Origin of the sequence: Microbacterium terrisoli (genome assembly GCF_030866805.1) — a bacterium.
GTDB classification, from domain to species: Bacteria; Actinomycetota; Actinomycetes; order Actinomycetales; family Microbacteriaceae; genus Microbacterium; species Microbacterium terrisoli.
In genome coordinates, this window is sequence record NZ_CP133019.1 from 2235803 (window position 1) to 2261715 (window position 25913).

At 68.3% G+C, this 25913-nt stretch carries 27 protein-coding genes; 12 read left to right on the forward strand and 15 right to left on the reverse strand.

Annotated elements, in window-relative coordinates; genetic code table 11:
• Positions 1 to 251: 251 nt before the first annotated feature.
• The 3 genes from QU603_RS09960 to QU603_RS09970 form a co-directional block, all read right to left on the reverse strand.
• Entirely contained in the window at positions 252 to 824 is a 573-nt protein-coding gene (locus tag QU603_RS09960) for a VanZ family protein (RefSeq protein WP_308493994.1), read from the reverse strand.
• Positions 825 to 901: 77 nt separating this feature from the next.
• Positions 902 to 1870: a YihY/virulence factor BrkB family protein gene (locus QU603_RS09965; protein WP_308491238.1), complete on the reverse strand. Its 969-nt coding sequence runs from the start codon at positions 1868 to 1870 to the stop codon at positions 902 to 904.
• 5 nt (positions 1871 to 1875) lie between these two features.
• A complete protein-coding gene (locus tag QU603_RS09970; RefSeq protein ID WP_308491239.1) occupies positions 1876 to 2274 on the reverse strand; it encodes a PNPOx family protein in 399 nt (132 codons plus the stop codon).
• Positions 2275 to 2373: 99 nt separating this feature from the next.
• Here QU603_RS09970 and QU603_RS09975 point away from each other — a divergent pair, with 99 nt between their 5' ends.
• Both QU603_RS09975 and QU603_RS09980 read left to right on the forward strand, forming a co-directional pair.
• Positions 2374 to 2568, forward strand: coding sequence for a VOC family protein (locus tag QU603_RS09975; protein ID WP_308491240.1), 195 nt, complete (start codon positions 2374 to 2376; stop codon positions 2566 to 2568).
• Positions 2569 to 2735: 167 nt separating this feature from the next.
• Entirely contained in the window at positions 2736 to 4037 is a 1302-nt protein-coding gene (locus QU603_RS09980) for an aminomethyl transferase family protein (protein ID WP_308491241.1), read from the forward strand.
• Positions 4038 to 4124: 87 nt separating this feature from the next.
• Here the strand turns inward: QU603_RS09980 and QU603_RS09985 are convergent, their stop codons facing one another.
• Complete coding sequence (locus QU603_RS09985; RefSeq protein ID WP_308491242.1) at positions 4125 to 4895, reverse strand: SDR family NAD(P)-dependent oxidoreductase; 771 nt, start codon at positions 4893 to 4895, stop codon at positions 4125 to 4127.
• An 87-nt stretch (positions 4896 to 4982) separates the two neighbouring features.
• Here QU603_RS09985 and QU603_RS09990 point away from each other — a divergent pair, with 87 nt between their 5' ends.
• Positions 4983 to 5549, forward strand: a complete 567-nt coding sequence (locus tag QU603_RS09990) for a TetR/AcrR family transcriptional regulator (protein ID WP_308491243.1) — start codon at positions 4983 to 4985, stop codon at positions 5547 to 5549.
• 4 nt (positions 5550 to 5553) lie between these two features.
• Here QU603_RS09990 and QU603_RS09995 read toward each other — a convergent pair whose 3' ends face one another.
• The 4 genes from QU603_RS09995 to QU603_RS10010 are packed head-to-tail and all read right to left on the reverse strand — an operon-like array spanning position 5554 to position 11472.
• The gene (locus tag QU603_RS09995) at positions 5554 to 6210 is read right to left on the reverse strand and encodes an isochorismatase family protein (protein WP_308491244.1); all 657 of its coding nucleotides are present in this window, start codon (positions 6208 to 6210) and stop codon (positions 5554 to 5556) included.
• 6 nt (positions 6211 to 6216) lie between these two features.
• Positions 6217 to 8088 (reverse strand): hydantoinase B/oxoprolinase family protein, encoded by a 1872-nt coding sequence (locus tag QU603_RS10000; protein ID WP_308491245.1) that lies wholly within the window; start codon positions 8086 to 8088, stop codon positions 6217 to 6219.
• A 5-nt stretch (positions 8089 to 8093) separates the two neighbouring features.
• Positions 8094 to 10154 carry a hydantoinase/oxoprolinase family protein gene (locus QU603_RS10005; protein ID WP_308491246.1) on the reverse strand — a complete coding sequence of 687 codons (2061 nt, stop codon included), beginning with the start codon at positions 10152 to 10154 and terminating at the stop codon, positions 8094 to 8096.
• A gap of 34 nt (positions 10155 to 10188) precedes the next feature.
• Complete coding sequence (locus tag QU603_RS10010) at positions 10189 to 11472, reverse strand: CaiB/BaiF CoA transferase family protein (protein ID WP_308491247.1); 1284 nt, start codon at positions 11470 to 11472, stop codon at positions 10189 to 10191.
• 142 nt (positions 11473 to 11614) lie between these two features.
• Between QU603_RS10010 and QU603_RS10015 the strand changes: the two genes are divergently transcribed.
• Positions 11615 to 12493 (forward strand): hydroxymethylglutaryl-CoA lyase, encoded by an 879-nt coding sequence (locus QU603_RS10015; protein ID WP_308491248.1) that lies wholly within the window; start codon positions 11615 to 11617, stop codon positions 12491 to 12493.
• A gap of 45 nt (positions 12494 to 12538) precedes the next feature.
• Here QU603_RS10015 and QU603_RS10020 read toward each other — a convergent pair whose 3' ends face one another.
• On the reverse strand, positions 12539 to 13198 hold the full coding sequence (locus QU603_RS10020) for a GntR family transcriptional regulator (RefSeq protein ID WP_308491249.1): 660 nt from the start codon (positions 13196 to 13198) through the stop codon (positions 12539 to 12541).
• Positions 13199 to 13322: 124 nt separating this feature from the next.
• Between QU603_RS10020 and QU603_RS10025 the strand changes: the two genes are divergently transcribed.
• On the forward strand, positions 13323 to 14456 hold the full coding sequence (locus QU603_RS10025) for a serine hydrolase domain-containing protein (RefSeq protein WP_308491250.1): 1134 nt from the start codon (positions 13323 to 13325) through the stop codon (positions 14454 to 14456).
• A gap of 122 nt (positions 14457 to 14578) precedes the next feature.
• Positions 14579 to 15946, forward strand: coding sequence for an HNH endonuclease signature motif containing protein (locus tag QU603_RS10030; protein ID WP_308491251.1), 1368 nt, complete (start codon positions 14579 to 14581; stop codon positions 15944 to 15946).
• Between the two features lie 47 nt (positions 15947 to 15993).
• On the opposite strand, the gene QU603_RS10035 is transcribed toward QU603_RS10030, so the two are convergent.
• The 3 genes from QU603_RS10035 to QU603_RS10045 all read right to left on the reverse strand — a co-directional run bounded on the left by QU603_RS10035 (position 15994) and on the right by QU603_RS10045 (position 19207).
• Positions 15994 to 16413, reverse strand: coding sequence for a DUF2809 domain-containing protein (locus QU603_RS10035; RefSeq protein WP_308491252.1), 420 nt, complete (start codon positions 16411 to 16413; stop codon positions 15994 to 15996).
• Positions 16410 to 17408 carry an aldo/keto reductase gene (locus QU603_RS10040; RefSeq protein ID WP_308491253.1) on the reverse strand — a complete coding sequence of 333 codons (999 nt, stop codon included), beginning with the start codon at positions 17406 to 17408 and terminating at the stop codon, positions 16410 to 16412. The genes QU603_RS10035 and QU603_RS10040 overlap by 4 nt, the downstream gene beginning before the upstream one ends.
• A 71-nt stretch (positions 17409 to 17479) precedes the next feature.
• Positions 17480 to 19207 (reverse strand): AMP-binding protein, encoded by a 1728-nt coding sequence (locus QU603_RS10045; protein WP_308491254.1) that lies wholly within the window; start codon positions 19205 to 19207, stop codon positions 17480 to 17482.
• A gap of 148 nt (positions 19208 to 19355) precedes the next feature.
• Between QU603_RS10045 and QU603_RS10050 the strand changes: the two genes are divergently transcribed.
• Both QU603_RS10050 and QU603_RS10055 read left to right on the forward strand, forming a co-directional pair.
• On the forward strand, positions 19356 to 19799 hold the full coding sequence (locus QU603_RS10050) for an OsmC family peroxiredoxin (protein WP_308491255.1): 444 nt from the start codon (positions 19356 to 19358) through the stop codon (positions 19797 to 19799).
• On the forward strand, positions 19799 to 20275 hold the full coding sequence (locus QU603_RS10055; RefSeq protein ID WP_308491256.1) for a hemerythrin domain-containing protein: 477 nt from the start codon (positions 19799 to 19801) through the stop codon (positions 20273 to 20275). The genes QU603_RS10050 and QU603_RS10055 overlap by 1 nt, the downstream gene beginning before the upstream one ends.
• Positions 20276 to 20317: 42 nt before the next feature.
• Here the strand turns inward: QU603_RS10055 and QU603_RS10060 are convergent, their stop codons facing one another.
• Together QU603_RS10060 and QU603_RS10065 are read right to left on the reverse strand one after the other, a co-directional pair.
• Positions 20318 to 21571: an MFS transporter gene (locus tag QU603_RS10060; protein WP_308491257.1), complete on the reverse strand. Its 1254-nt coding sequence runs from the start codon at positions 21569 to 21571 to the stop codon at positions 20318 to 20320.
• The gene (locus tag QU603_RS10065; RefSeq protein WP_308491258.1) at positions 21568 to 22272 is read right to left on the reverse strand and encodes a helix-turn-helix transcriptional regulator; all 705 of its coding nucleotides are present in this window, start codon (positions 22270 to 22272) and stop codon (positions 21568 to 21570) included. Before QU603_RS10065 ends, QU603_RS10060 begins: the two co-directional genes overlap by 4 nt.
• A gap of 67 nt (positions 22273 to 22339) precedes the next feature.
• Here QU603_RS10065 and QU603_RS10070 point away from each other — a divergent pair, with 67 nt between their 5' ends.
• Complete coding sequence (locus tag QU603_RS10070; protein WP_308491259.1) at positions 22340 to 22870, forward strand: DUF488 domain-containing protein; 531 nt, start codon at positions 22340 to 22342, stop codon at positions 22868 to 22870.
• Positions 22871 to 22884: 14 nt separating this feature from the next.
• Here the strand turns inward: QU603_RS10070 and QU603_RS10075 are convergent, their stop codons facing one another.
• Positions 22885 to 24342, reverse strand: coding sequence for an MFS transporter (locus QU603_RS10075; protein ID WP_308491260.1), 1458 nt, complete (start codon positions 24340 to 24342; stop codon positions 22885 to 22887).
• Positions 24343 to 24446: 104 nt separating this feature from the next.
• Between QU603_RS10075 and QU603_RS10080 the strand changes: the two genes are divergently transcribed.
• From QU603_RS10080 to QU603_RS10090, 3 genes are read left to right on the forward strand one after another with little or no spacing between them, the layout of a single operon-like run.
• Complete coding sequence (locus QU603_RS10080) at positions 24447 to 24764, forward strand: ArsR/SmtB family transcription factor (protein WP_308491261.1); 318 nt, start codon at positions 24447 to 24449, stop codon at positions 24762 to 24764.
• Positions 24761 to 25192: an SRPBCC family protein gene (locus QU603_RS10085; RefSeq protein ID WP_308491262.1), complete on the forward strand. Its 432-nt coding sequence runs from the start codon at positions 24761 to 24763 to the stop codon at positions 25190 to 25192. Before QU603_RS10080 ends, QU603_RS10085 begins: the two co-directional genes overlap by 4 nt.
• A gap of 45 nt (positions 25193 to 25237) precedes the next feature.
• A complete protein-coding gene (locus tag QU603_RS10090) occupies positions 25238 to 25900 on the forward strand; it encodes a DNA alkylation repair protein (protein ID WP_308491263.1) in 663 nt (220 codons plus the stop codon).
• Positions 25901 to 25913 lie beyond the last annotated feature (13 nt).

Below are 25913 nucleotides of genomic sequence, written 5' to 3' on the forward strand. Positions count from 1 at the left end.
ACAAAGACACCAGGTCAGTCCAACTCCGACGGGCGAATCGCACGCGGCACAACATCGAGCCGCAAATCCCCAGACGTGCGAGTCGACTCCCCAGTGAGGGGCGGAGCGGCATCCCCAGACGCCGTCGTGCTCCGTCCCTGCAAGTATCATGAGAGATATCTCACGATTTTGCAAGTCCTGGTTTGAAAATCGTTATGCGGAACCTCGAGAAGCCCTGAGTCCTAGCGGCGTAAGTCGCCTCGAGGACCGGATCACAGCTGCAATCTGATGACGAACAGCAGATAGAAGAACACCGGCACGACCAGCAGCGACAGTGCCGCCACCACCGCGATCACGCGACTCCAGCGGCGCAAGATCAGGCGCAGGGCAGTGAAGAACAGGATGCCGACGAGCCCGCCGAGCGTGTTCAAGATGACGTCATCGATGTCTGAGGAGCCGAGTCCGAAGACGCCCTGAACGACCTCTACCGCGACGCTCGCACAGACGACGATGAGCAGATTCGTCCAGATGCCGGTGCGGCGGCGCAGCAGAGGCAAGAAGACGCCGAGCGGAGCAAAGGCGACGATGTTGCCCACGACGTTGCCGAGCGCGAACCTCTGCACCGTCGCCGCATCGTTGAACAGGTAATGCGAGATGGTCGCGAACGGAATCAGGTTCATTCGCTGCTCGACGCCGGCCGGCCGCGAGAACAGCAGCAGCTTGAGCAGGACGATGGCGTACACGACGAACACGGCCCAGATGACCACCGTGCCAACTTTTGCGAGCGTCGGCAGCGTGCGCCATGTCGGCGCATCGCCTCGGGCGGCGTCGGCTTTCAGCTGCATCTGCACTCAGGGATCGTACCGAGCGGAGCTACGTGCTTCCCGATCGACTCGAGCGCGTTTCGACTGGCCGCGCTCGCTCAACGATCGGTGAGCGCGGAGCGGGCGCGCTCGAGTTCCGCGGTTGCGAGGGCCACGGCATCCTCTGCGTTCTGCACCCGCCGCTGAGCGAACGTCGATGCGCCGTATTTGGCGCGGACTCGGTCGTCGATCTCCTGCACCCCGACCACGATGTACGAACAGGCGATGAGCATGACCTGAGCCGACAGGTTGAACCACAGCAGCAGGGCGATCAGCGACGCGAACGACGCCAGCAGCGGGTTGCTGCCCGCTCCTCGCACGAACAGGGTCGACAGCTCTTGCAGCACGATCAGGCCGACGGCTCCGATGAGCGCGCCAGGGATGATCGTGCGGGCGGGCGCTTTCATCCCCGACAGGGCGACGAACAGCAGCGCGATGAGGGCGGCATCCAGCGCGAAGACCACCACGATCGACAGCACGGTCACCGCGACGCCGGCGAGCGCGCTGCCCGCCCATCCGCTGACCAGGCCGATCAGCTCGGTGCCGAAGAACGTCGCGGCCGAGGAGATCGCGAGGCCGACGGCGATCGCGACGGCAAGGCCCAGGTTGCGCAGCAGCACCCACAGCCAGAACACGTCGTCTGCTCCGCGGTCGGCGAGCACGCGCAGCGCGGAACGCGTCGATGAGATCGCGCCGATCGCCGCACCCACCAGGCCCACGAGCGAGATGACGCCCGCCAGCGTCAGGGCGGCCGGCGCCTGCAGCTGGGCCGGGTCGATGACTCCGCCGTCACCGATGAGGCCCGGGATCGCGGCATCCACCCCCTGGATCAGGGCGGCTCGCGCCTCGTCGTTGCCGGCCAGCCAGGCAGCTGCCACGGTGAACCCCAGCAGCACCGCGGCGAACACGCTGAACAGCGCACGGTACGTGATGCTGTCGGCCAGCTGCGGCCCGCGGTGCTCGCTGTAGTGCAAGAACGCGCGCACGGGCTTCTTGCTCAGCGCCCACGCCGTGAGGCGGGCGATCATGGCCTTCATGACTGGGCCCCCGACGCCTCGTGCAGGAATCGGAAGTCGTGGCGGCGCAAGATCCTGAGCACGACCGCGCGGGCGTTGCCGAACGCCTTCAGCCCCTCTTCGGTGCTGCACGGCTCGATGCGGTCGATGTGATTCTCGACGCCCTTGTACACGACGTCGCAATGCCCGGCCGCGACGATGTTGCGATACCAGTTGACCTGCGGCCCATAGGTGAGCTCGGCGACGAAGCCGTCGGGGCGCCGGGCCAGAATGACGGGGGTTTCGAAGGTCTTCCCCGACGTGCGTCCGACGTGACGCACCAGCGAGAACGGACCACGGCCGGCGCGCGCGGCACGCAGCGTCAGCGGATTGAGCGTGTGCTTGAGCACAGTCAGGAATGCGGTGCGGATGCCCATGTGCCATCCCTTCGTCGGCTGGACCCCTCGTCGAGACCCCTGCCCACCACGTTAGACGGCGCCTGTTCAAGCCCACAGACCCGTGGCATGCTGTGGAGAGTGACGACGACGCGCGTGCAGCTCCCGGTCGCGCTGCGATTGGGCACTCCTGACGCAGCGGATGCGTTCCGCAGGGTCAAAGAGGCGGGCAGCACCCTCCACAACGAGGAGCCGATCTCGATTGGTGGCGGCTCCCCGATGTTCTTCTTCGACGACCCGTTCGGAAACGGGCTCGTGTATATCCAAGAGGACTGATCGCCGGCGGCGGTTCCGTGCGGGTATACCCTGAGACCGGCCGCTGAGCCACGCACGAACACATCCCGACGGCTGACCCAGGGGCAGCAGCTTCAAGGAAGAGGTGTGTTCTCGTGCCCGATGAGAGTCTCGAAGACCGGATTCAGCGGTTTGGCAGCCCTGTCAGGATGCTTCGCAGTGCGCCGTCACTGAAGTTCCCTTTCCTGTACCCGCCGGAGTACTCTTCCTGGGACGACGAGCAGCGCGCCTGGAAGACGACATCCGTCCTGTTCGACCAGTCGCATCACATGGCCGACCTCCGGGTCGAAGGCCCGGACACCAAGAAGCTGTTCTCAGACCTCGGTGTGAACAGCATGGCCACGTTCGGCAAGGACCGGGCCAAGCAGTTCATCGCGTGCAGCCCCGGCGGCCGGTTCATCGGCGATGGAATCCTGTTCGGACTCGACGACGACCGATACAGCTTGGTCGGTGGCCCGCTCGCGTTCAACTGGGTGGCCTACCAGGCCGAGGCCGGCGACTATGACGTGAAGGTGGTGAAGGATCCGCCGACCGCGTTCAATCCGGGTCGTCGGCAGATGTACCGCTACGAGCTGAACGGGCCGCGTTCGGGCGAGATCCTGGCGAAGGCGCAGGGAGCGGCGATGCCGCAGATCGGCTTCTTCCACATGGGAGAGCTCACGATCGCGGGCAAGCACGTGCGCGTTCTGAACCACACGATGGCGGGTGCGCCAGGCCTGGAGAACACCGGTCTGGAGCTGATGGGTCCGATCGACGACGGCCCGACGGTGCTTGAGGCGATCGTCGCCGCAGGTGAGGAGTTCGGCATGCGCCGCGGCGGCTCGCGCGCCTATCTCACGACCGCCCGCGAATCCGGCTGGATCCCGCTCGTCGTCCCCGCGATCTATACCGGTGAGGACCTGAAGCCATATCGCGAATGGCTGAACCCGCGAGGGCTGGAGGGGCACGCGTCGCTTCAAGGCAGCTTCGACTCGGACGACATCGAGGACTACTACGCGACGCCGTGGGACCTCGGCTACGGGAACATCATCCGGTTCGACCACGACTTCATCGGTCGCGACGCGCTGGAGCGCCTGGCGGACCAGCCGCATCGACGGAAGGTGTGGCTCGTGTGGGACAGCAGCGATGTGATGGACGTGTTCGAGCGGAGCTTGTTCGGCGACGGCGTGCGGCCGCGGATTCTGGACCTGCCGAATTCCGAGTACGGCACGCTCATCTTCGACAAGGTCCTCGCCGGTGATCGCCTCGTCGGGATGTCCACGTGGGCCGGCTACACGGCGAACGCGCGGGCGTTCCAGTCGCTGGCGATGGTCGACGAGGACGCCGCACAGGACGGCGCCGTCGTCACCGTCCTCTGGGGCCAGCCCGATGGCGGGAAATCGACGCCATTCCTCGTCCCGCATGTGCAAGCCGAGATCCGTGCTCGCATCCGCCTGCAGCCGCCCGACTGAATCCCACGCCCCCAGCCCTCTCAGCCGCTGCCAGCGAACACGGTCGCCGGGCACGCGATGGGCGGAGCATGCACCCAACGAGCCCTTTCACCAGGGCGCGCGCGTGCCGTCCCACGACCACAGGGCGCCGGACGGGCCGTCGTCGGGCAGCAGCGCCAGGCGGATGACGCCCTCTGCGGCCTCGGCAGGGTCCCCTGCCGAGGCGGGAATGTTCGGCAGCAGGTTCGTCGCGCGCAGGCCGGGAGCCAGCGCATTGACCTTGAAGCGCTCGCCGAGCGCCTGCGCGGTCAGCAGGGTCACTGCGTTGACTGCGGCCTTCGACGAGCGGTAGGCGATGCCGCTGCCGCGCACCGCCTGCCAGTCGAATTGCGGGTTCGGGCCGCTGTTCCAGGCCAGCGAGCCGGTGCCGCTCGACACGTTCACGATGCGCGGACGCGCCGACCGCTGCAGCGTCGGCAGAAACGCCTCGGTGACCGACACGACGCCGAACACGTTCGTCTCGTACGCACGGCGGAACTGCGCAGCATCGGTGTGCGCGATGTCTTCGCCCCCGGGATTGATGCCGGCGTTGTTGATCAGGATGTCGAGCTCGCCGACTTCGCGCACTGCGCGATCGATCGAGTCGGGATCGGTCACGTCGAGCTGCACAGCTCTGACGTCTTCGCCGATGGATGCCGCAGCCGCCGCACCCTTCTCACGAGAACGCGCCGCGACCCAGACCGAGACGCCGAGCCTGTGCAGGCCGGTGGCGACGGCCAGCCCGATGCCGCTGTTCGCACCGGTGACGAGGGCCACGGTGCCCGATGGCGGCGCCGTCGTGATCGGTAGCCGGTCGAGGGATGTGGATTCGTTGGCCATGAGGGGCCTCCTCTGCGATACTGGATGCGAAACGGAGAGGCATCCGCTTCAACAGGGAGACTACCACGAAACGGAGTGTCCTCCACTTTGTCATCTCGCCCTCGCGCCGATGCGGCGCGCAATCGCGACAAGATCCTGACGGCGGCCCGCGGCGCCTTCGCCTCCGGCGACGGATCGGTCTCGTTCGACGCCTTGGCGCGCAGAGCCGGTGTGGGCGTGGCGACGCTGTACCGCAACTTTCCGAATCGGCAGGCGCTGGTCGAGGCGATCTACCACTCCGAACTCGACGACCTGGTGACTCTGGCCGACACGCTGCTGGCCGCAGAGCCCGCCGACGTCGCGCTGCGCCACTGGATGGACCACTACGCCGTCTTCGTGGCCACCAAACACGGCATGGCCGAGGCGTTCCAGCAGGCGGTGGCCACCGGATCGATCGGTGCCGGCGAGACCCGCGAGCGCATCCGCACGGTCGTCGGCGACTTCTTGTCGCATGGCGCGGCCGCGGGCACGCTGCGCGGCGACATCGACCCCGATGACGCGACCACGGCGCTGCTGGGCGCGGTGCTCGGCGCGCTCTCGTCGGGGGCTGACGCGCGCCAGCGCGAGCGCGTGCTCGACATCGTCGTGGGGGGCCTCCGACCCGGCTCGGCGTGAGCGATCAGCGCAGACGACCGAGGTAGGCCACGGCATCCTGCAGTGCGTACACCTCGCCGTACTTCGCCTGAATGTCGTACAGGTTCTGTTCGTGCGTGCGCGGATCGCGGTCGCCGACCGCCTGCCGCACGACGATCGGGATGAACCCGTACTGCACCGCATCCACCGCCGTCGCACGGATGCAGCCGCTGGTGGACACCCCGGCGATCAGCAGCGTGTCGACACCCAGCGTGCGCAGCATCGTGTCGAGCACGGTGCCGAAGAACGCACTGGCGTACTGCTTGACCAGCACCGGCTCGTCGCCGGCCGGCGCGACCTGCGGCATGATCTGCCCGAGCGGCGTGTCGCCGACGAGGTGACGCAGCGCTCCCACCTTCTCGAAGAAGCGGCCGCCGTCGGCGCCGCCGGGCGCATACGAGACCCGCGTGTGGATGATCGGGATGCCGGCGCCCCGCGCCGCCGACAACAGCTCGGCTGCCGCCTCGAGGCTCGACGCGTCGCCCATGTACAGCTGAGCGCCCGGCTCGAAGTACGCGCGCATCATGTCCACGACCAGCAGCGCCGGAGCGGAGCCGGGTTCGAGTCGGGTCTCGAACCCGGCGTCCGCGTCGGTCAGCACGCCCGCGCGGGCGGCGTGCTGGTCATTCACCTCGTCAGCCACAGCACCTCACAATACGACCGGCGGCGGGGTGGGCGCTTCCAGTCCTGTCTCTTCGAGCGCGCGGGCGAGGATGTCGTCGATCTCTCCCCCGCGGTCGAACACCTGCAGCGGCGGGCGCGTGGCACGCATCTCGGCACGCAGGCTCTCGGTGGCCTCGACGTCGACGAGGTCGTCGCCGGTGAGCACGACGCCGTACAGCGCCGCACCCTCCCGGCTGACCAGTCCACGCTGCACTTCGAGCGACACCAGTGCCGGGTCGCGTTCGAGCGGATCGCCCCACCCGCCGCCGCCCCAGGTGATGAAGTGCAGCGCCTCGCCGGCTTGCACCGGCAGGTCATGCAGCTTGCTGGGCAGGATCTCGTGGCTGCCGTCGATGCGCTCGATCCACTTGCGCCCGCGAGCGCCCGGCGCGCCGCCGTTCACGCCCCAGGGGTAGGTGAGCCAGCGATCGTCGTGGATCGTGATGACGCCGTCCTCGAGAAAGTGGTAGACGACCTCCACGCCGTTGCCGCCGCGGTGCAGGCCGACGCCGCCCGTGTCGGCGATCGTCTCCCACTTCACGATGCGCATCGGGTAGTAGCTCTCGAGGTACTCGCACGGAATGTTCATGAACGACGGCCACAGCGAGTATCCGTCGGGCCCGTCGCCGATGGGTCGGCCGGGAATGCCGCCGAACCCGATCGAGTACAGCTGGAACGACTGCCCCTTCTTCTCACCGCTGCGGTACTTGCCCGAGTACATGAAGTGCGGCGATGACGAGAACCCGGCCGCGTTCAGCAGATCGGGCGTCTTCTGGCCCAGCAGTCCCCCGAACAGGTCGAACAGCCTGCCGATGCCGTGGTTGCGGGCGTTCAGCGCCGCGGGGAACTGCGGCTTCCAGAACGACTTGTCGGGAATCACCACGTCGATCAGCGGGTAATAGCCGTCGTTCCAGAGGATCTGCGGATCGGCGACCGTGATCACATAGATGCCGAAGAACATCCGCGCGAGGTTCTCGTTGATGTAGTAGTTGATCGGCCCGGGCGCCTGCGGTGACGAGTCGCTGAAGTCCAGCAGGACTTTGTCTCCCGTGCGGGTCAGCGTGACGGTGAGCTTGAACGGCCCGTAGCCGACGCCGTCGTCGTCGATGTAGTCGGTGAACGACACCGTCTCACCGTCTTCGAACAGCACCGACAGCAGCGTCTTCATGGCCCGGTAGTTGCGATCCAGCAGCGCGTCGAGACCGGCCGCATAGGTCGCCGTGCCGAACCGCCGGCACATCTCCTGCACGCGGCGCGAGGCGATGCGGGTCGCGGCGACCAGGCCGTTCAGGTCAGCGCGGTTCCACTGCGGCTGGCGCACCTGGTTCATGATGATGTTGACCGCGTCGGTGTCGATCCTGCCCGCCTTGTAGAGCTTGAACGGCGGGATGACGATGCCCTCTTCATAGATCGTGCGCGCATCGGTGGGCATGCTCGAGGGCGACTTGCCCCCGACATCCGACATGTGGCCGAACATCGCCGCCCAGCCCACCAGGCGTCCCTCGAAGAAGATCGGGGTGACCACCAGCCAGTCGTTGGCATGGCTGATGGCGGCCCCGCAGCTGTACGGGTCGCTGGTCAGCAGCACATCGCCTTCTTCGATGGCGCCCGAGAAGTTCTCGAGGAAGTCGGGCACCGACAGCCCGAACTGGCCGACGACCATGCGTCCTTGCGCGTCGGCGATCAGCGGGAACTCGTCGTGCTGTTCTCGGATGCCGGGAGACAGCGCCGTGCGGAAGAGCACTTCGTCCATCTCGTACCGGGCGTTGCGCAGGCCGTTCTCGATGAGGTCGAGCGTGACGACGTCGACGTCGACCTTCTCCAGCGGCGCCGTGTTCGTCTCGGTGATTGTTGCCATGATCCTTACTCCTTGACGGGTTCGATGAGCAGGGCGCCGCTGGAGTGCACCGTGGCGGCGTGGCCGGGCAGGATGAGCGCGGTCGAGTCCATCTCGACGACGATCGCAGGCCCTGTCACCACATCCCCCGCACGCAGCAGCTCGCGGTCGTACAGGTCGGCGTCGTGGTAGGCATCGTCCACCCAGATGCGCGTGGTGCGGATCCGTGCCTTTGACGGGTCGGATGTCCCCGGCTCACGCTCGATCAGAGGCACCTCGGAGACAGGGCTGGCCGCCACGACCGTGAGCGAGACGATCTCGTGGCCCGAGTCGAGCAGGAACGAGAAGAGCCGCTCGTGCTCGGCGTCGAACGCGTCGGCGACCACCGACAGCCCGTCGGCGCCGTCCAGCGCACCGCGATCGATGTCGACGGTCAGCTCGAAACCCTGGCCGTGATAGCGCACGTCGGCGCGGTACGTGTAGGTGAGGTCGGACGTGTCGACCCCGTCGCGTCCGAGCCGCTCTCGGGTGGTCGCGGCGAGCTGGTCGAGTTCGTCGGCCAGCTCTGCGGAGGTCATTCCCGTCACTTCGCGCAGGATCGTGCGCGCCGCCTCCTCGCGGTGACTGGTCATGATGTCGCCGTACGCGTTGAGCACGCCCGGCGAAGGCGGAATGATGACCGGCCATGATCCGAGCAGCCGGCCGATCGCGTTGCCGTGCAGCGGACCTGCGCCTCCGAACGCGACCAGGGCGAAGTCGCGCGGGTCGTAGCCCTTCTGCACCGAGACGAGCCGGATCGCGCCGAGGATGTTCTCGTTGACGATGTCGATGATGCCTGAGGCGGCCGCCTCGACGGTGGGAAGGCCGGTCGCCTCTTGCAGCGAGCCGACAGCCGTGCGCGCGGCATCCACGTCCATATGGATCTCGCCGCCGGCCAGCTCATCGGGCAGATAGCCGAGCACGACGTTGGCGTCGGTCACCGTCGCCTCGGTGCCGCCCATCGCATAGGCGGCCGGTCCAGGGACCGCACCGGCCGACTGGGGTCCGACGCGCAGCGCGCGGGTCAGTTCGGGCACGTGCGCGATCGACCCGCCGCCGGCGCCGACCGTGCGCACATCGATCGAGCTGACCCGGATGCTGAGGTCACCCACCTTGGTGTCTTTGGCGATCTGCGGCTTGCTGTTCTGGACGAGTGCCACGTCGGTCGAGGTTCCCCCCATGTCGAATGTGAGGAAGTCGCCCACCCCCGCAGCCCGCGCGGCCCAGGTCGCGCCGGTCACACCGCCGGCCGGGCCCGACATCAGCAGCGCGACGGGGCGTTCACCTGCCGCACCGGGGGCGGCGAGGCCCCCGTCGGAGCGCAGCAGCGCGAGTTCGGCATCCACGCCGCCCGCGGCGATCTTCGCCTCGAGGTTGCGGATGTACTCCCCCACCTGCACGCGCACGTACCCGTTGGCCACGGTCGTCAGCGTGCGCTCGTATTCGCGCATCTCGGGCAGCACGCGCGACGAGATCGACACCGGCACATCGGGCAGCTCTTCGTGCAGAATCTCGGCGAGGCGGCGCTCGTGCGCGTCGTTGGCGAACGAGTTGATGAGGCTCACGCACACCGTGTGCACGCCGCGCCCGCGCAGCTTCGCGATCTGGGCGCGCGCATCGTCCTCGTCGAGCTCGATGACCACGCCGCCGTCGGTGTCGACGCGCTCGCGCACCTCGATCGTGTTCTCGAGAGCTGCCAGCGGCTCGGGCTTGGGCCAGATGATCCAGCCGGCAAGACCGCCCGGCACGAACGAGCGGGCGATCTGCAGCACCTGGCGAAAGCCCTGCGTTGTGATCAGCCCGACTTTGGCGCCCTTGCCTTCGAGCACGGCGTTGGTGGCCACCGTCGTGCCGTGCCGCACGTGCGACACCGCCGACAGATCGACCTCCGCCTCGGCGCAGGCCTTCTCGATGCCGCGCAGCACCCCGATCGATTGGTCCTCGGGCGTGGAGGGGACCTTCGAACGCCACGTTGCGCCCGTCTCGACGTTGATGAGCAGCACGTCGGTGAAGGTCCCGCCGACGTCCACTCCGACCTGATAGGTCATGCGACTTCCTTCCATTCGGTCAATCCACTGGCGTTCATATCGTTCCTTCGGCTTTCAGTCGGGCGATCTCGGCCGCCGTCAGCTTCAGCAGGCCGGCATACACGTGCTCGTTGTCTTCGCCGCGTTCCCGGCCCACGTGCCGCACCCGCCCGGGTGTGGCCGACAGGCGCGGAAACACGCTCTGCATCGACAGGTCGCGGCCGAGCGTGGGCGAGTCGATCGAGATGATCGCCTCACGAGCGGCGAAATGCGGGTCGGCCAGCATGTCTTTGGCGGTGTAGATGAGCCCCGCGGGAATGCCGGCGTCGTGCAGCGATTCGAGCAGCTCACCGGTCTCGTGCTGCGCGGTCCACGTGGCGATGATGCCGTCGAGCTCTTCCATGCGTGCGCCCCGCGCGTTGTGATCGCAGAACCGCGGATCCTCCGCGAGCTCGGGCTGGCCGATCAGCTGCGCCAGCCGTCCGAAGACCGAGTCCTGGTTCGCCGCGATCAGCACCATCGCCCCCGACCGCGTCGGATACACGTTGCTCGGGGCCACGCCCGGCAGAGTCGCCCCGGTGCGCTCTCGCACATAGCCCGCGACATCCCATTCGGTGACCAGCGACTCCATCATGCCCAGCACCGCTTCGTAGATGGCCGAGTCCACCACCTGCCCGACTCCGGTGCGATCGCGATGGTGCAGCGCGACCAGGGTGCCGATGCAGGCGAACACCGCCGCCAGCTCATCGCCGATCGAGATCCCCGCGCGAGAGGGGGGCGTGGAGGGATCACCGGTCACGTAGCGCAGACCGCCCATCGCCTCGCCGATCGACCCGAAGCCCGCCCGCGACGAATACGGACCGGTCTGCCCGTACCCGCTGACGCGCGTGACGACCAGGCGCGGGTTGATCTTCCACAGCTCTTCGGGGCCGAGGCCCCACCGCTCGAGCGTTCCGGGGCGGAAGTTCTCCAGCAGCACATCGGCGTGCGCCACCAGTTCTCGCACGAGCCGCTGACCGTCTTGGCTGCGCAGGTTCAGCGTGATCGTGCGCTTGTTGCGGCCGACCACGGGCCACCACAGCGAGTTGCCCGCTGCCTTGGCCTGTCCCCAGTCGCGCAACGGATCGCCCACATCGGGCTGCTCGATCTTGATGACGTCGGCGCCGAAATCGCCCAGAAGCTGGCCGCAGAACGGTCCGGCGAGCAACTGACCCATTTCGATCACCCGCACATCGGCCAGCGGCATGCCCGCACGCTCGTCGCCGATGTCGGCACGTGGGTCGTTCTGTGCACCTGGGTCGTTCTGTGCGGCTGGGGCGTTGTCGGGGTCCTGCGCCATGAATTCACACTTCCGTTCGTCATCGAACCGATTGCATACAGTTCTAGCCCGTAAGACGCCAAATGTCGAGCTTTCAGTGGCAAACTGCATCCAGATGCGCGAGAATGGCAGTGCAAGCGGCGACGAGAAGGGTGGACGGCTCATGAAGATCGTCGAGGTGGGACCCCGAGACGGACTGCAGAACGAAGACCGCGCACTGGATGCCGCGACCCGCGTGCGCTACATCGAGCTGATCCTCGCCTCGGGCATCGACCGCGTCGAGGCGGTCAGCTTCGCCCGCCCCGACCGGGTGCCGCAGATGGCGTACGCCGAAGAGGTCATGGCCGCCGTTCCCCGCCCCGACGGCGTGCGCTACAGCGGGCTCGTCATGAATCCCAAGGGCATCGAGCGCGCGATCGCCAGCAGCATCGACGAGGCCAACATCGTGATCGTCGCCACCGACGAGTTCTCACGGCGCAACCAGGGCACCACGGTGCGCGAGTCGCTCGACCGGTTGCCGGCCATGATCGATGCGCTGGGCGCCGCCGGCATCCCCACCACTGTCACCATCGGCGCGGCGTTCGGCTGTCCGTTCGAGGGCGAAGTGCCCGTCGACCGCATCGGCATGATCGCCGCCGAGATCGCCGCACTGCCGATCGCCGAGCTCTCGCTGGCCGACACCATCGGCGTGGGCGTCCCCGGCGACGTGCGCGCCCGCGTGGCGCGCGTGCAGAGCGAGACCGATCTGCCGCTGCGACTGCACCTGCACAACACACGCAACACCGGCTACGCGAATGCCGTCGCCGGCATCGAAGCCGGGGTGCAGACGCTGGATGCCTCGACCGGCGGCATCGGCGGATGCCCGTTCGCGCCCGCCGCGACCGGCAACATCGCCACCGAAGACCTGCTCTATCTCGCCGAGCGCAGCGGCTGGAACCCCACCGTCGATCGTGATCGCGTGATCGAAGCGACCCAGTTCATCACGCAGCAGCTCGGCGTGCGTCCCGAAGCGCTGCTGGGACGTGCCGGCGGATTCCCCTGAGCCCGTGCTGTCAGTCCGCGGTGTCCGCGCTGTCAGTCGGCGCTGTCAGTCCGCGCTGTCAGTCGGCACCCGTCGGGCGCCCAGCAGCGCGAATCGCGCCGCCAGCAGGTGACTGGTCATCACGGCCTGTGCCCACTGGCCGTCTCCGGCGCGCAGCGCGGCGACGATCTCGATGTGATGGTGCGCGCTGCGCAGTCGGGCCTCCGGCTCATAGGCCTGGCGCGTGCGCGTGAGGATCGCCGCGTGCACGGTCCCCGACATGGCCGCAGACAGCGCGCCGCTGCCCGCGATCTCGGCGATGCGCGCATGGAAGCGGGTGTTGACCTGCTCGATGAGCGCGATGTTGCCCGCCCCGTCGGCGGTGGTCAGCTGCAGGATCTCTTCGGCCAGCGCCTGCAGTTCGGCCAGATCGGCCAGAGTGACGTGGTCGGCCGCGATCCGGCACGCTGTGCCCTCCAGCGCCACGCGAGTCTCGAAGATCGACTCCAGTTCGCTGGAGTCGAGGATCGCCACCCGCGCGCCACGGTTCGACGAGAACTCGACCAGCCCCTCCTTCGAGAGGATGCGGAACGCCTCGCGCACCGGGGTGCGCGACATGCCGAGTGCCTCGGCCACGCTGGCCGCCGACAGCTTGGCCCCCGGTGGATACCGACCGTCGAGGATCCCCCGTCGCAGGCGGTCGACAGCATCCTCGAACTGAGCCATGCGCACGCCTCCCGTGAATCCGATCGGTCGGAAGTCTGGCACAGCCTGGCGCGGGTGCGCGTCATCCCACCCCACTCTGCATGCAATTCATCCGATCGCGACACCGGCGTGGCAGGGTGAAGGCATGCGTGCAGAACACCTCGACGACGCCGTCCACACCGCTGTCTCGGCCGGAGCTCCGCTGGTGGTCGCCGGCGTGACGGGGCGGGATGCCACGACCTGGCAGACCGCGGACGGGGCAGCGCCGGCCGGCACCGACACCGTGCTGGCGATCTATTCGATGACGAAGGCATTCACCGCCACGGCGGCCCTGCAGTGCGTCGAGGAGGGCCTCATCGATCTCGACGCGCCGGCGCGGCAGTACGTTCCTGAGATCGCGGCGCTGCAGGTGCTCGAGACGCTCGACGACGAGGGTCGCGTGCGCACGCGGCCGCCGAAGCGCGACATCACGCCGCGCATGCTGCTGCTGCACACCTCGGGTCTGGCGTACGACATGTTCGACAAGCGCTATGCGATCCTGGCTCGCGAGCGGATGCGGCATCCCTCATCAACGCCCCTGTGGGACTCGATCAACACTCCCCTGCTGCACGACCCCGGTCAACGGTGGACCTACGGCACCTCGATGGACTGGATGGGGCTCATCATCGCCGCCGTGCGCGGCACGCGCCTCGAGGATGTCTTCGCCGAGCGGATCTATGGCCCGTGCGGCATGACATCGACGTCGTTCGACGTGTCGGCCGCGATGCGCCCCCGGCTGGCGACCGTGTACCGGCGCCAGCGCGACGGCGAGATCGTGCCGACGAAGGTGACGCCGCCGGACGTGCCCGAACTCGACATGGGCGGGCAGGGTCTGTTCTCGACCGTGCCCGACCTGCTGGCCCTGCTGCGGGTGTGGCTGGGCGACGGGATGGGCGCGCACGGCCGCGTGCTGCAGCCTGAGACGGTCGAGTGGGCGGTGCAGGCAGCGCCGGGCGTGGTGGTCACACCGCTGCCGTCGGCGATTCCCGCGCTGACCCGCGAGGCGGACTTCTTTCCGGGAGCGCGCAAGTCGTGGGCCTATTCGTTCCTGCGCAACGAGGACGACGTCGCCGGCGGACGCCGCGCGGGCTCGCTCACGTGGGCCGGCCTGGCGAACGTGTTCTATTGGATCGATCGGACCACGGGCGTCGCGGCGATCTGGGCCTCACAGCTGCTGCCGTTCTTCGATCCGGTCGCCGAGCAGGGAGTGCAGGCGTTCGAGCGGGCCGTGTACGCCTGAGAGTGGGGTGTTCGAACGACACCGCCTCCTCCCCAGCCGTGACGCGGAACTCATCATCCACAGATTTCGACAGTCTCGAACATTTGCTTGCCTCATCTTTCGTAGCTTTGTACTATTGACGCATGGAAGACGTACTGAGGGGACTCGACGAGGCGGTCACCGCGCTGCGCTCTGCGTGGACCGGCGGTGCGCTCTCCGCGGTGGCCGAAGACCCTTCCGCTCTGAGCCGGGCGCAGCTGGTCCAGGTGACCGACGCGTTGGGCGCGCTCGGTCGACGGCTCGATACCGTCCGTGCCCAGGTCGCCGCCGAAATCGCGCATGAGTCTCGGCCTGAGCTGGGCGCCGACTCGCTTGCGAAACAGCAGGGGTACCGCAATGCTGCCGCCCTGCTCGGGGCCACGACCGGCGTCAGTGCCGGCGACGCGCGCCGGCTGATCTCGGTCGGCAAGGCCATCCAGACCCGCACCAGCCTCACCGGTGAGCCGTTGCCGCCCCGGCACCCACACGTCGCGGCGGGCATGCACGCGGGCACACTCGCCCAGGGTGCGGCGGCCCTGATCGTCGGGATGCTCGAAAGAGTGGCCGTGCGCTCCTCAGCCGAGGACCGCGACGCCGCCGAACAGCTGCTGGCCACCGCGGCCCCGGGTCTGTCTCTTGACCAGCTGCGCAAACTCGTCTCACAGGCCGAGGCCTATCTCGACCCCGACGGCGTCGAGCCGGCCGAACGCAACCGCCGCAACGAGGAATACCTGCGCATGTTCGAACGCGACGGGTTCCTGCTGCTCGACGGCAAGATCGAGGTCGCCCACGGCGCGCCGCTGAAGGCGGCGATCGAGGCGTTCGTGTCGTTTCTGTTCCGCAACTCGCGCACCGATGTCACCGAGGGCGATGACGAGCCGCCCGCAGGCGCCGGCACCGTGCAGCGTCTGCAGGCCGAAGCGCTCATCCACCTCGCCGAGCACGCACTGGGCTGCGACGACGACCAGCCTCTGAACGGCGCGACCGTCGTGGTGCGCATGGACCTCGACACCCTGCGCGACGGCACCGGACTCGCACAGATCGACGGAATCGACACCCCCGCATCGGCGGCCGCTGCCCGGCACGTCGCGGCGTCGGCGAACGTCATCCCCGCCGTCCTCAACGGCGACAGCGAAATCCTCGACTGGGGGCGCATGAAGCGCCTGTTCACGCCCGCGCAGAAGCTGTTCCTCGTCGAACGCGACGGCGGGTGCGCAATGTGCAACCTGCCACCGGGCATGACCAAGGCACACCACCTGAACTGGTGGGTGCGAGACCACGGCAACACGAACGTCGACGAAGGCGTGCTGCTGTGCGAGTCCTGCCACCACCGCATCCACGACAACGGCTGGGAGATACGCATCGACGGCCACGGCACGAAGGCCAGAGTCTGGTTCATCCCACCGGGCACCGTCGATCCCACCCGCACACCCCGCCTCGGCGGACGCGCACGATTCGAGTACGCCGCGTGAGCGTGAGCGTGCGCGTGAGCGTGGAGCGAGAGCCGACGGCCCGGCGGTCAATCCCGCACGCGGCGACGCGAAGCGAGCGCGTGGGCCGCGGCATCCAGCACCGCCACCACGGCCACCGTGACCGCGTAGACGACGATGTCGCGCGGATCGAACACGGTCCCCAGCACGAGCATGAACGGCGCGAACGCCGCACCCAGCCGCAGCGGAATCCCCGTCAGCTGAAACAGCTCGATCGCCACGCACCACGCGCCGGCGCCGGCGGCGACCAGCAGCACCTTCCCGCGCGGCGCCAGCACCGTCACCACGGCATACGCCGCGACGGCGTACAGCACGTCGCCCGCGATGTCAGAGAACGTGCCTCCGGGCGTCCCGTAGTGGATGCCGAGGCCCGCCGCGATCGCCGTGACGAGCAGCACCAGCCCGGCCCCACGACGAGCCTTGCCGTTGGGCAGAGCGCTGTCGCTCACCAGCGCGGATGGATCTCGGCTCGCAGCATCCGGTCGTACACGTCGTGCACGGCGGTGTCGAACGCATCCAGATCCAGCGGCGATCCGGACTCGAGCAGGGCTGCCGCGCCGGCATTCGCCGACGCCTGCGCCACGCTGCGAGCGCCGGGGATCACCGTCGTGACGCCTGCCCGCGACGCGGCCCATGCCAGCGCCGCCGCCGGCAGCGACACACCCTCGGGCAGCACCGCCGCCAGCTCACGCGCGGCAGCGATGCCGGTCTCGAAGTCCACGCCCGAGAACGTCTCGCCCTGGTCGAACGCCTCGCCGTGCCGGTTGAAGGTGCGATGATCATCCGGCGCGAAGGTCGTCTGCGCCGTGTAGCGGCCGCTGAGCAGCCCCGACGCCAGCGGCACGCGTGCGAAGACCGCGACCCCGGCCGCCCATGCCGCCGGCAGCACCTCGTCCAGCGGCTTGAGCCGGAACGGGTTGAAGATGATCTGCACGTTCGTCACATTCGGGCGCGCGATCGCCTCGAGCGCCTGCGCGCACGTCTCCACCGAGACGCCGTAGGCGGCGATGGCTCCGTCCTCGACCAGCGCGTCGAGCGCGTCGAAGGTCGCATCGTCCTCGATCACCGCAGACGGCGGGCAGTGCAGCTGCACCAGGTCGAGAGTGTCGACCTGCAGATTGCGTCGGCTGCGATCGGTCCACGCGCGGAAGTTGTCCGCCGTGTAGTTCTCGGCGACCTGATCCACGCGCCGCCCCATCTTGGTCGCCACGGTGATGTCGTGTCCTGCGCGCTCGGCCAAGAACCGGCCGATCAGTGACTCCGACCGGCCGTCGCCGTAGACGTCGGCGGTGTCGAACAGCGTCACGCCCTGGTCGGCGGATGCCGCGAGCACGGCCAGTGCGTCATCCTCGCTGACGGCGCCCCAATCAGCGCCGAGCTGCCATGTGCCGAGTCCGATGGCCGATACCGAGCGCCCGGTGCGGGCGAGAGAGTGCTGAAGCATGTGCCCAGCCTTGCATGTCTGGCGCGCTGCCGTGCACCGGCTGCCGTGCACCGGCTGCCGTGTGCGGGCGTTCAGCGATAGTCGCGATCGAGATGCTGACCTGTCGCGTCACCCGACGCGACCCGGTCCGCTTCGCGCGCACGCAGGTCGACACGGCGGATCTTGCCCGAGATGGTCTTGGGCAGATCGTCCACGAACTCGATGATGCGAATCCGCAGATGCGCCGACAGTCGCTCCCGCGCATGCGAGAAGATCGCTCGGGCTGCGGCATCCGGATCAGCGGCCGCCGCCGGCGTCAGGCAGATGTAGGCCTTCGGCACCGCGAGCCGCAGTTCGTCGGGGCTCGGCACGATCGCCGCCTCGATCACCAGATCGTGCTCGAGCAGGATCGACTCGAGTTCGAACGGCGACACCTTGTAGTCCGACGCCTTGAACACGTCGTCGGCACGCCCCACATAGGTCAAGTAGCCCTGGGCGTCCCGCGAAGCGATGTCGCCGGTGTGGTGATACCCGCCCTCGCGCGACGCGGCCGTGGCTGCGGCATCCTCGTAGTACCCGGACATGAGCCCCAGCACATCCTGCGACAGATCCAGGCACACCTCGCCTTCGCTTTCGGTGCGCTCCCCCGTCACCGGGTCCACGAGCACCACCGGGTAGCCGGGCGTGGGCCGCCCCATCGAGCCGTCCTTGACGACCTGCCCCGGCGAATTGCCGACGCAGCAGGTCATCTCGGTCTGACCGTATCCGTCACGGATGGTCGAACCCCACGCGGTGCGCACCCGGTGGATGACCTCGGGGTTCAGCGGCTCGCCCGCGCCCACGAGCTCCCGCGGCGGATGCCGTAGCTGCCCGAGATCGGCCTGGATCAGCATGCGCCACACCGTCGGCGGCGCGCACAGGGTCGAGACGCGGTGCGCGTCCATCACCTGCATGAGCACCCCGGCATCGAACCGGTCGTAGTTGAACACGAACACCGTCGCCTGCGCGAGGAACGGCGAATAGAAACTGCTCCATGCGTGCTTCGCCCATCCCGGCGACGAGATGTTCAGGTGCACATCCCCCGGCCGCACGCCCAGCCACCACATCGTCGAGAGGTGCCCGACCGGATACGACACCTGTGTGTGCGCCACCAGCTTGGGGCGGCTGGTCGTGCCCGACGTGAAGTAGAGCAGCCCGATGTCGTCGGCGGGCGTCGGACCGTCGGGCTCGAAGTCCTCCGCGGCGGAGTGCGATTCATCCCACCCGACCCACCCCTGCGCCAGCGCGTCACCGTCGCCGCCGATGCCGATCCGAATGAGGGATGCCGGCACCTGCGACAGCCGGTCGGCCAGCGACGTGAGCGTGACGACCGCGTCGACCTCGCCCTTCTCGACCCGGTACGCGAGATCGGACGCCGACAGCAGCGTCGAGGTCGGGATCGAGACCGCACCCAGCTTGCCGATGCCGAGCATGACCTCCCACAGCTCGATCGTGTTGCCCAGCATGACGATCACATGCGAACCTCGATGCACGCCCAGCGACGCGAGCCAGTTGGCGACCTGGTCGCTGCGCGCCGACAACTGCCCGTACGACCACGACCGCGACGACAGATCGGCCTCGACGATCGTGACGGCCGCACGGTCGGGATTCTCACCGGCCACGACGTCGAACCATTCGAGTGCGAAATTGAACGCGTCCACGTGCGGCCAGGCGAAGCCGTCCACGGCTGCGTCATAGTCGGTGGCATGGTCGAACAGATAGTCCCTCGCCTCCCGGACGGCCTGAGTGGCAGCCGTGGCGATGCGTCCTTGTGCGGGCATGTGCGCTCCCTTGCGTCGCGTGTGAGTCGCGTGTGATCCGAAGCCTACGCGCTCTGTTTCCTCGCGCGAGCTCGGGTGGTTCTGCCACGGGTAGAGTCGTTTTTACACACACAACCGTGTGGAAAATCGCATCGATGACAGGAGCGACATGAGCATCGCCGTACGCAACGCCACGACCACGTGGGACGGACCCCTCGCCTCAGGCACCGGCACGATCGGGTCCAGCTCGAGCGGTTCGCTGGACAACCTCGAGGCCACCTGGGTCTCGCGCACCGAGGCACCCGGCGGCAAGACCAGCCCCGAAGAGCTGGTCGCCGCCGCACATTCTTCGTGCTTCTCGATGGCGCTGGCACTGACCCTCGGCGAGCACAAGACTCCCCCGCAGCAGCTGACCGTGACCGCCGAGGTGCACCTCGACGCGGTCGACGACGTGCCGACCATCACGACATCCAACCTCACCATCCGCGCCAAGGTGCCCGGTGTGGATGCCGCGACCTTCGCCTCGATCGTGGACCAGGCCGCCAAGCTGTGCCCCGTCTCCCGTCTGATCACCGGCGCGAAGATCTCCATCGACGCCGCGCTCGAGGACTGATGGCCGGCACGGAGCCGGCCGGGACGGAGCTGGCTGACGCGCTCACCCGCGAACACCATGCGATCGACGCCGGCATCGAGGCCTATCTCGCCGGCCTGGATGCCGGCGGCGACCCCGCGCCGCTCCGTGAGTCGATGCACGCGCTGCGCCGGCACATCTATCTCGAAGAGTCGTTCCTGTTCCCGCCGCTGAAGCCGACCATGATGATGGCGTTGTTCGTCATGCTGCGCGAACACGGCGAACTGTGGCGCTCGATGGATGCGATCGAAGCATCGCTGGATTCTGCGGCGGATGCGGCATCCCTGCGCACCGCATGTCAAGAACTTCTGACCCTGCTCGACAGCCACAACCAGAAGGAGGAGCCCGTGGTCTACCCGCGGGCGGATGCCGATCTGTCGGACGAGGCGCGCGCACAGCTCGCCGAGTTCCTCGACGCCGGCACGTTCCCCGAGGGATGGACCTGCGAGAAGGCCTGAGCCGCCCTCACCAGGCCGTGCGCGCGCCCGCCGTCGGTGCGCTCACGGCCTGGCCGACGGCACCGTCGAGAGCAGTGTCGGCGAGGTGCGTCGTGAGAGCACCACGTTCGCGAAGGCGCACAGCACCACGATCCCCGCCGACACGGCCGGCAGTATCAGCGACGCCTGGGCGCCGGCGCGCTGGGCGACCTCGCCGGTCACGGCGGCCCCGATCGACTGCCCGACGATCACCGCCGAACCCAGGATCGTCATCACCGTCGCCGAGCGGCCGACCGGGCTGCGTTCGGCCCCGAAGCTGTACTGCGTGACCAGGGTGGGACCGACGCCGATGCCGATCAGCGCCAGCGCCCAGGCCATCTGACCGATCGTCGAGACGAACGGAAGCGCGATCGTGCCGGCCAGGATCACCCCGCCGAAGGCGACCCATCGCCACGCCAGCGCGAACCGCGCCGGGAAGAACGCCACGCCCAGGGCGAATGCCGCCGAGCCGATGCCCATCACCCCGTAGAGCACACCCGCCTGCTCGGGCACGCCGCGCTCGTCCATGAACGCCGTCAGGCCGGTCAGGGTCGAGCCGAAGAACAGGCCGACACCGAGGATTCCCACAACGACGACCAGCAGAGTCGGTCTGAACAGCTGCGAGACCGGGCCGGTCGGCCGATCGTGCGAGCGGGTCTGGCGGCGTGGAGCAGTCGGATGCAACGCGAACGCCGAGACGAACACGACCGTGATCACCGCCGCCGCCACCAGCGGCGCCCACGGTGCCAGGAACGAGGCCAGCACGCCCACCACGAACGGACCGATCACGAACACGGTCTCATCGGCGGCGGACTCGTAGGCCATCGTGGCGTTGAACACGCGGTCCCGGCGCACACCGCGCATCTTCTCGGCGATGATCGTCACCAGCCGCGACCGCGACAGCGGCGAGACCTGAGGCGCCGTCGCGCCGATGAGGAACGCACACGCCAGCATCGCGGCATCCGGCGCCGGACTGTAGGCGATCCACGCGAACAGCGCCAGCGCGATGCCGTTGGCAGCTCCCACGATCAGCAGCACTGCGCGCTGGCCGAACCTGTCGGACGCCGCCCCCAGCAGCGGGCCGAAGCACGCGGTGCCCAGCCCGACCGCAGCCGAGGTCAGACCGCCCAGCGACAGCGACTGGCGCGCCGAGACGGCGAGGGTCAGCACACCGACGACCATCATCGCGAACGGCAGCCGCGCGACGAACGCGATGACGAAATACGAGAAGCCGGTGTGGTGAAGAAGGGAGGACTGTGGCGCGGAGGCGTCTGTCATGGCGTCGGCGACGACTCCTGATCTTCCGGCGGTGCGGCAGCGGTCAGCTGGCCCTGCGCGTGCTTGCCCTGCGAGTGCTCGCCCACAGCGCCGGCGGCCAGGTGCGCCACACAGGTCTCGGGCCGTTCATGGCGAACCAGCCGGCTCACCGTGACATCGGTGTCCCAGGCCTTCAGCGCTCCCTGCATGATGCCCAGGTGCACCGAGCAGACGATGTCGGGGCGCTGCTGTGCCAGCTCGAGGAACGGGCAGTGGCAGACCTCGACGCGCTCTTGTTCGCTTCTGCGCGGCCCGAAGCCGATGCGATCCAAGATGCCCACGAGTCCGGTCACGGGATCATCGATCTCGGCCTGCTCGGCCTCACGCCGGCCCCAGCGGCGGCCCGCCTCGGTGGCGGCGGCGACCGGGTCGGGGCGGTCCCCCAGTGCGTCGACGAGGATCTCGGCGAGCATGCGGTAGCGACGCCCGTCGGCGTGGCTCGCCGCCGAGCCGAACAGCTGTGCGGGGCGCCCACGCTGACCGCGCGCATCCTTCGTCATCTCGATCTTGCCGGCGGCCACGAGTCGTTCGAGGTGGAACCGCACGGTGTTCGGATGCATACCGAGACGATCAGCGAGCGCCGCAATCGTCAACGGTTCCTCTGATTCTTCGACGAGACGCAGCACGTCTTCGCGCCGGCTGGCTCGGATGCCCGCTGCCATGCGTGCCATTTTACTCAGTCTGGGTCCCCTCGGGCCGATCCGGGCTCGGCACTCGTACGCTCGACGTATGGCAGGCCTCACGATCTGGACGATCGGCCACTCCACGCGCACCGTCGAGGAGTTCGCCGAACTGCTCGTCGAGAACGGCGTGCGCGGCGTCGTCGACGTGCGCACGGTGCCCCGCTCACGGCACACTCCGCAGTTCAACGAAAACGTGTTCGGCGCCGCGTTGAGCGAGTACGGCCTCGCCTACGTTCATCTGGCGTCGCTGGGCGGATTGCGCCACACGACGAAGCAGTCGATCAACACGGGCTGGCGCAACGCGAGCTTCCGCGGCTACGCCGACTACATGCAGACCCCGGAATTCGCCGCCGGCATCGACGAGCTGCGAGCCATCGCACGTGAGCGGCCCACGACGGTGATGTGCGCCGAAGCGGTGCCGTGGCGCTGCCACCGGTCTTTGATCGGCGATGCGCTCATCGTGCGCGGCGACCGGGTGCTCGACATCATCGGCAGCGGCACGCCGCGCGAAGAGACCCTCACGACGTTCGCACAGGCCGACGGCCTGACGATCACGTACCCGGCCATCGACGGCTGAGAGGCATCCCGCCCTCACAGCCAGGCGTTGCCGTGGCGCTGGCGCAGGTCGCGGTAGGCGACCACCAGCGCGATCGCCACCACGATGATGATCACCGCGAACCCGGCGTTGAAGGCGACCGACCAGTTCGAGACGGCGAGCACCCCGAACGACAGTGCGGTGATCACCGCGATGCCCACCGACGTGCCGATGCGCTGCCCGGTCTGCATCACGCCGCCCGAGCTGCCCGCATACGGCAGCGGCACTTCGGCGAGGGTGAGAGCCTGGTTGGGGCTGATCACCGCGCCCTGCGCGATGCCGACGAACGACAGGCTCAGCAGCAGCCACCATTCGCTGGCCGCGCCGATCGAGTGCAGCCACACCACGAGGATGCTCAGCACCAGACCGACCAGGGCGCAGTAGAGCCCGCCGATGACGACCTTGCGCCCCAGCTTGGCCACGCTGCGGCCAGCCCACAGTGCGGCGATGGCCGAGAGGATGGAACTGGGCAGACCGACCAGCCCAGACTCCAGTGCGGTGTGGTGCAGGCCGTCCTGCATGTACAGCGCGACGAGGATCCACACGCTCGTGACCCCGAGGAAGTACAGCGACACCAGCAGTGTGCCGTTCGCGAAACTCGTGACCCGAAAGATCTGCATGTCGACCATCGGCTCACGTCCGCTGTCTTTGTAGCGGTTCTCCCACCAGATCCACACCAGCAGGATGCCGACGCCCGCCGGCAGTGCGAACCACACGAACGGCGATGCCCCGGACTCGAGGAAGGGAACCATGACCGCCAGCACGGCCAGGCCCAGCAGCACCGAGCCGATCGGGTCGAGATCGCGGCTGGGCGGAATCTGGCCCGGTTCGGGTTCGCGGTGGCTGTTCAGCAGCGGCCGGGGAATCCACAGCGCTGCCAGCACGATCGCGAGGATGCCGATGGGCAGATTGACGAAGAACGTCCACCGCCAGCCGGTCTGCGTGCCCCCGGCCTCGATCAGGACACCACCCAGGAGCGGCCCGATCGAGACCGAGACGCCCACGACGCTGCCGAAGATCCCGAACGCGCGTCCGCGCTCGGCCCCGCGGAAGTACTGCTGGATCATGCCGACCGCCTGAGGGCCGGCAAGCCCCGAGCCCACACCCATGACCGCGCGCGCGAGGTTCAGCTGCAGCGGGTCGGGCGCAAGGCCCGCCCACACCGAGCTCAGCGTGAACACAGCGACTCCGGCGATGAACAGCGGCGCCCGTCCGTAGATGTCACCGGCGCGTCCTGCCGCCACGAGCCCGATGCCGAAGGTGAGCGCATAGCCCGAGAGCACCCACTGCAGTTCGGACTGGGTGGCGTGCAGCCCGAGTTCGATGGTCGGCAGTGCGACGTTGATGCTGCTCACGCTCATCAGCGACATGAACAGCACGACGACCAGCACCCACAGAACCTGCCAGCGGCGCGGGTCGGGAATGTAGTCCTCCCACCGCTGGTCGCCTGTCATCGCTCTACCGTAGCGTCGCGCGGGCCGGGTCCCGCGCCGCGTCGCGCGCCCACGTTCGCCGGCACCTCTTTACATGTGACCATTTGGTCACCTATACTGACGCCGTGGACGACGATCTGGTCTTCAAAGCGCTGGCCGACCCCACCCGCCGGCGACTGCTCGACGCCCTCTTCGACCGCGACGGCCAGTCATTGACCGAACTCGAGGCGGTGGCGCCCGACATGACCCGATTCGGCGTCATGAAGCACGTGAAGCTGCTGGTCGAGGCCGGGCTCGTCGTCACCCGCAAAGACGGTCGCCTCACGCGGCATCACCTCAATCCGGTGCCGATCCGGATCGTGCACGACCGGTGGATCCACCGGTACGTCCAAAGCCAGGCCGCTGCCCTCAGCGACCTGAAACGGAAATTGGAGTCATCATGACCGACGAACTCGTCTTCGAGACGTACATCAAGGCTTCGGCCGAGCAGGTATGGGAGGCCATCACGACGTCGGAGTTCCGACGCCAGTACTTCTTCGGCAGCACGGTCGACGCCGACTGGCGCCCCGGCGGCCGCCTCGTGTCGCATTCTCCCGACGGCGAGCTGTGGGCCGACAACGAGATCTACGAGTGCGACCCGCCGCGTCTCCTGTCGCATGGATGGCGCAGCCTGTACGACCCCGAACTCGCCGCCGAACCCGAGAGCCGCATCACCTGGACGATCGAGCCGCAGGACGGCGACTACGTCAAACTCACCGTCGTCCACGATCGGCTGGCCGCCGCACCGAAGACGGCCGAGCACATCCGCGGTTGGTCGTTCATCCTCAGCGGCTTGAAGTCGGTGCTCGAAACCGGCAGCGGCCTCACGTGACGGGTTGCGCGTGACGGGCATGCGCCGCTGACGTACCCTCGAGGAATGACGACGGTCGATGACGTGCTCGCTCAGCTCGCCAACCTCGAAGATCCCCGCATGCGCGCGGTCAACGAGCGACACGGCGACGACCACGGCGTCAATCTCACGAAGCTGCGCGGGGTGGCCAAGGCGATCAAGACCGACCAGGCTCTTGCCGCCGAGCTGTGGGCCACCGGGCAGACCCCGGCACGGCTGGTCGCCCTGCTGATCTGCTCCCCGCGCGCGTTCGACGATGCCCAGCTCGACGCGATGATGCGCGACACCCGCGTGCCGAAGGTCACCGACTGGTTCGTGAACTATGTGGTCAAGAAGTCTCCGCTGGCAGAGCAGATGCGCGAGCGTTGGTTCGACGACCCCGATCCGGTGGTGGATGCCGCCGCCTGGTCCCTCACCAGCCAGCGCGTGATCACCCACCCCGACAGCCTGGATCTGGACGCACTGCTCGATCAGATCGAGCGCGAGATGAAGGATGCCGCGCCCGCCCTGCAGTGGGCGATGAACGACACCCTCGCCCAGATCGGGATCTACCACCCGCCGCACCGCGCGCGGGCGCTGCAGATCGGCGAGCGGCTGCAGGTGCTGGCCGACTATCCGACCCCGCCGGGCTGCACGTCGCCGTTCGCACCCCTGTGGATCGCCGAGATCGTGCGCCGCCGCGAGGGCTGAGGCATCCCGCCCG

Bases quoted from the DNA above. Each gene is read 5' to 3' on its own strand.
- QU603_RS09960 (WP_308493994.1), bottom strand. From the start codon at position 824: ATGCAGCTGAAAGCCGACGCCGCCCGAGGCGATGCGCCGACATGGCGC.
- QU603_RS09965 (WP_308491238.1), bottom strand. From the start codon at position 1,870: ATGATCGCCCGCCTCACGGCGTGGGCGCTGAGCAAGAAGCCCGTGCGC.
- QU603_RS09970 (WP_308491239.1), bottom strand. From the start codon at position 2,274: ATGGGCATCCGCACCGCATTCCTGACTGTGCTCAAGCACACGCTCAAT.
- QU603_RS09980 (WP_308491241.1), top strand. From the start codon at position 2,736: ATGCTTCGCAGTGCGCCGTCACTGAAGTTCCCTTTCCTGTACCCGCCG.
- QU603_RS09985 (WP_308491242.1), bottom strand. From the start codon at position 4,895: ATGGCCAACGAATCCACATCCCTCGACCGGCTACCGATCACGACGGCG.
- QU603_RS10000 (WP_308491245.1), bottom strand. From the start codon at position 8,088: ATGGCAACAATCACCGAGACGAACACGGCGCCGCTGGAGAAGGTCGAC.
- QU603_RS10005 (WP_308491246.1), bottom strand. From the start codon at position 10,154: ATGACCTATCAGGTCGGAGTGGACGTCGGCGGGACCTTCACCGACGTG.
- QU603_RS10010 (WP_308491247.1), bottom strand. From the start codon at position 11,472: ATGGCGCAGGACCCCGACAACGCCCCAGCCGCACAGAACGACCCAGGT.
- QU603_RS10015 (WP_308491248.1), top strand. From the start codon at position 11,615: ATGAAGATCGTCGAGGTGGGACCCCGAGACGGACTGCAGAACGAAGAC.
- QU603_RS10020 (WP_308491249.1), bottom strand. From the start codon at position 13,198: ATGGCTCAGTTCGAGGATGCTGTCGACCGCCTGCGACGGGGGATCCTC.
- QU603_RS10025 (WP_308491250.1), top strand. From the start codon at position 13,323: ATGCGTGCAGAACACCTCGACGACGCCGTCCACACCGCTGTCTCGGCC.
- QU603_RS10030 (WP_308491251.1), top strand. From the start codon at position 14,579: ATGGAAGACGTACTGAGGGGACTCGACGAGGCGGTCACCGCGCTGCGC.
- QU603_RS10040 (WP_308491253.1), bottom strand. From the start codon at position 17,408: ATGCTTCAGCACTCTCTCGCCCGCACCGGGCGCTCGGTATCGGCCATC.
- QU603_RS10045 (WP_308491254.1), bottom strand. From the start codon at position 19,207: ATGCCCGCACAAGGACGCATCGCCACGGCTGCCACTCAGGCCGTCCGG.
- QU603_RS10050 (WP_308491255.1), top strand. From the start codon at position 19,356: ATGAGCATCGCCGTACGCAACGCCACGACCACGTGGGACGGACCCCTC.
- QU603_RS10055 (WP_308491256.1), top strand. From the start codon at position 19,799: ATGGCCGGCACGGAGCCGGCCGGGACGGAGCTGGCTGACGCGCTCACC.
- QU603_RS10060 (WP_308491257.1), bottom strand. From the start codon at position 21,571: ATGACAGACGCCTCCGCGCCACAGTCCTCCCTTCTTCACCACACCGGC.
- QU603_RS10065 (WP_308491258.1), bottom strand. From the start codon at position 22,272: ATGGCAGCGGGCATCCGAGCCAGCCGGCGCGAAGACGTGCTGCGTCTC.
- QU603_RS10070 (WP_308491259.1), top strand. From the start codon at position 22,340: ATGGCAGGCCTCACGATCTGGACGATCGGCCACTCCACGCGCACCGTC.
- QU603_RS10075 (WP_308491260.1), bottom strand. From the start codon at position 24,342: ATGACAGGCGACCAGCGGTGGGAGGACTACATTCCCGACCCGCGCCGC.
- QU603_RS10085 (WP_308491262.1), top strand. From the start codon at position 24,761: ATGACCGACGAACTCGTCTTCGAGACGTACATCAAGGCTTCGGCCGAG.
- QU603_RS10090 (WP_308491263.1), top strand. From the start codon at position 25,238: ATGACGACGGTCGATGACGTGCTCGCTCAGCTCGCCAACCTCGAAGAT.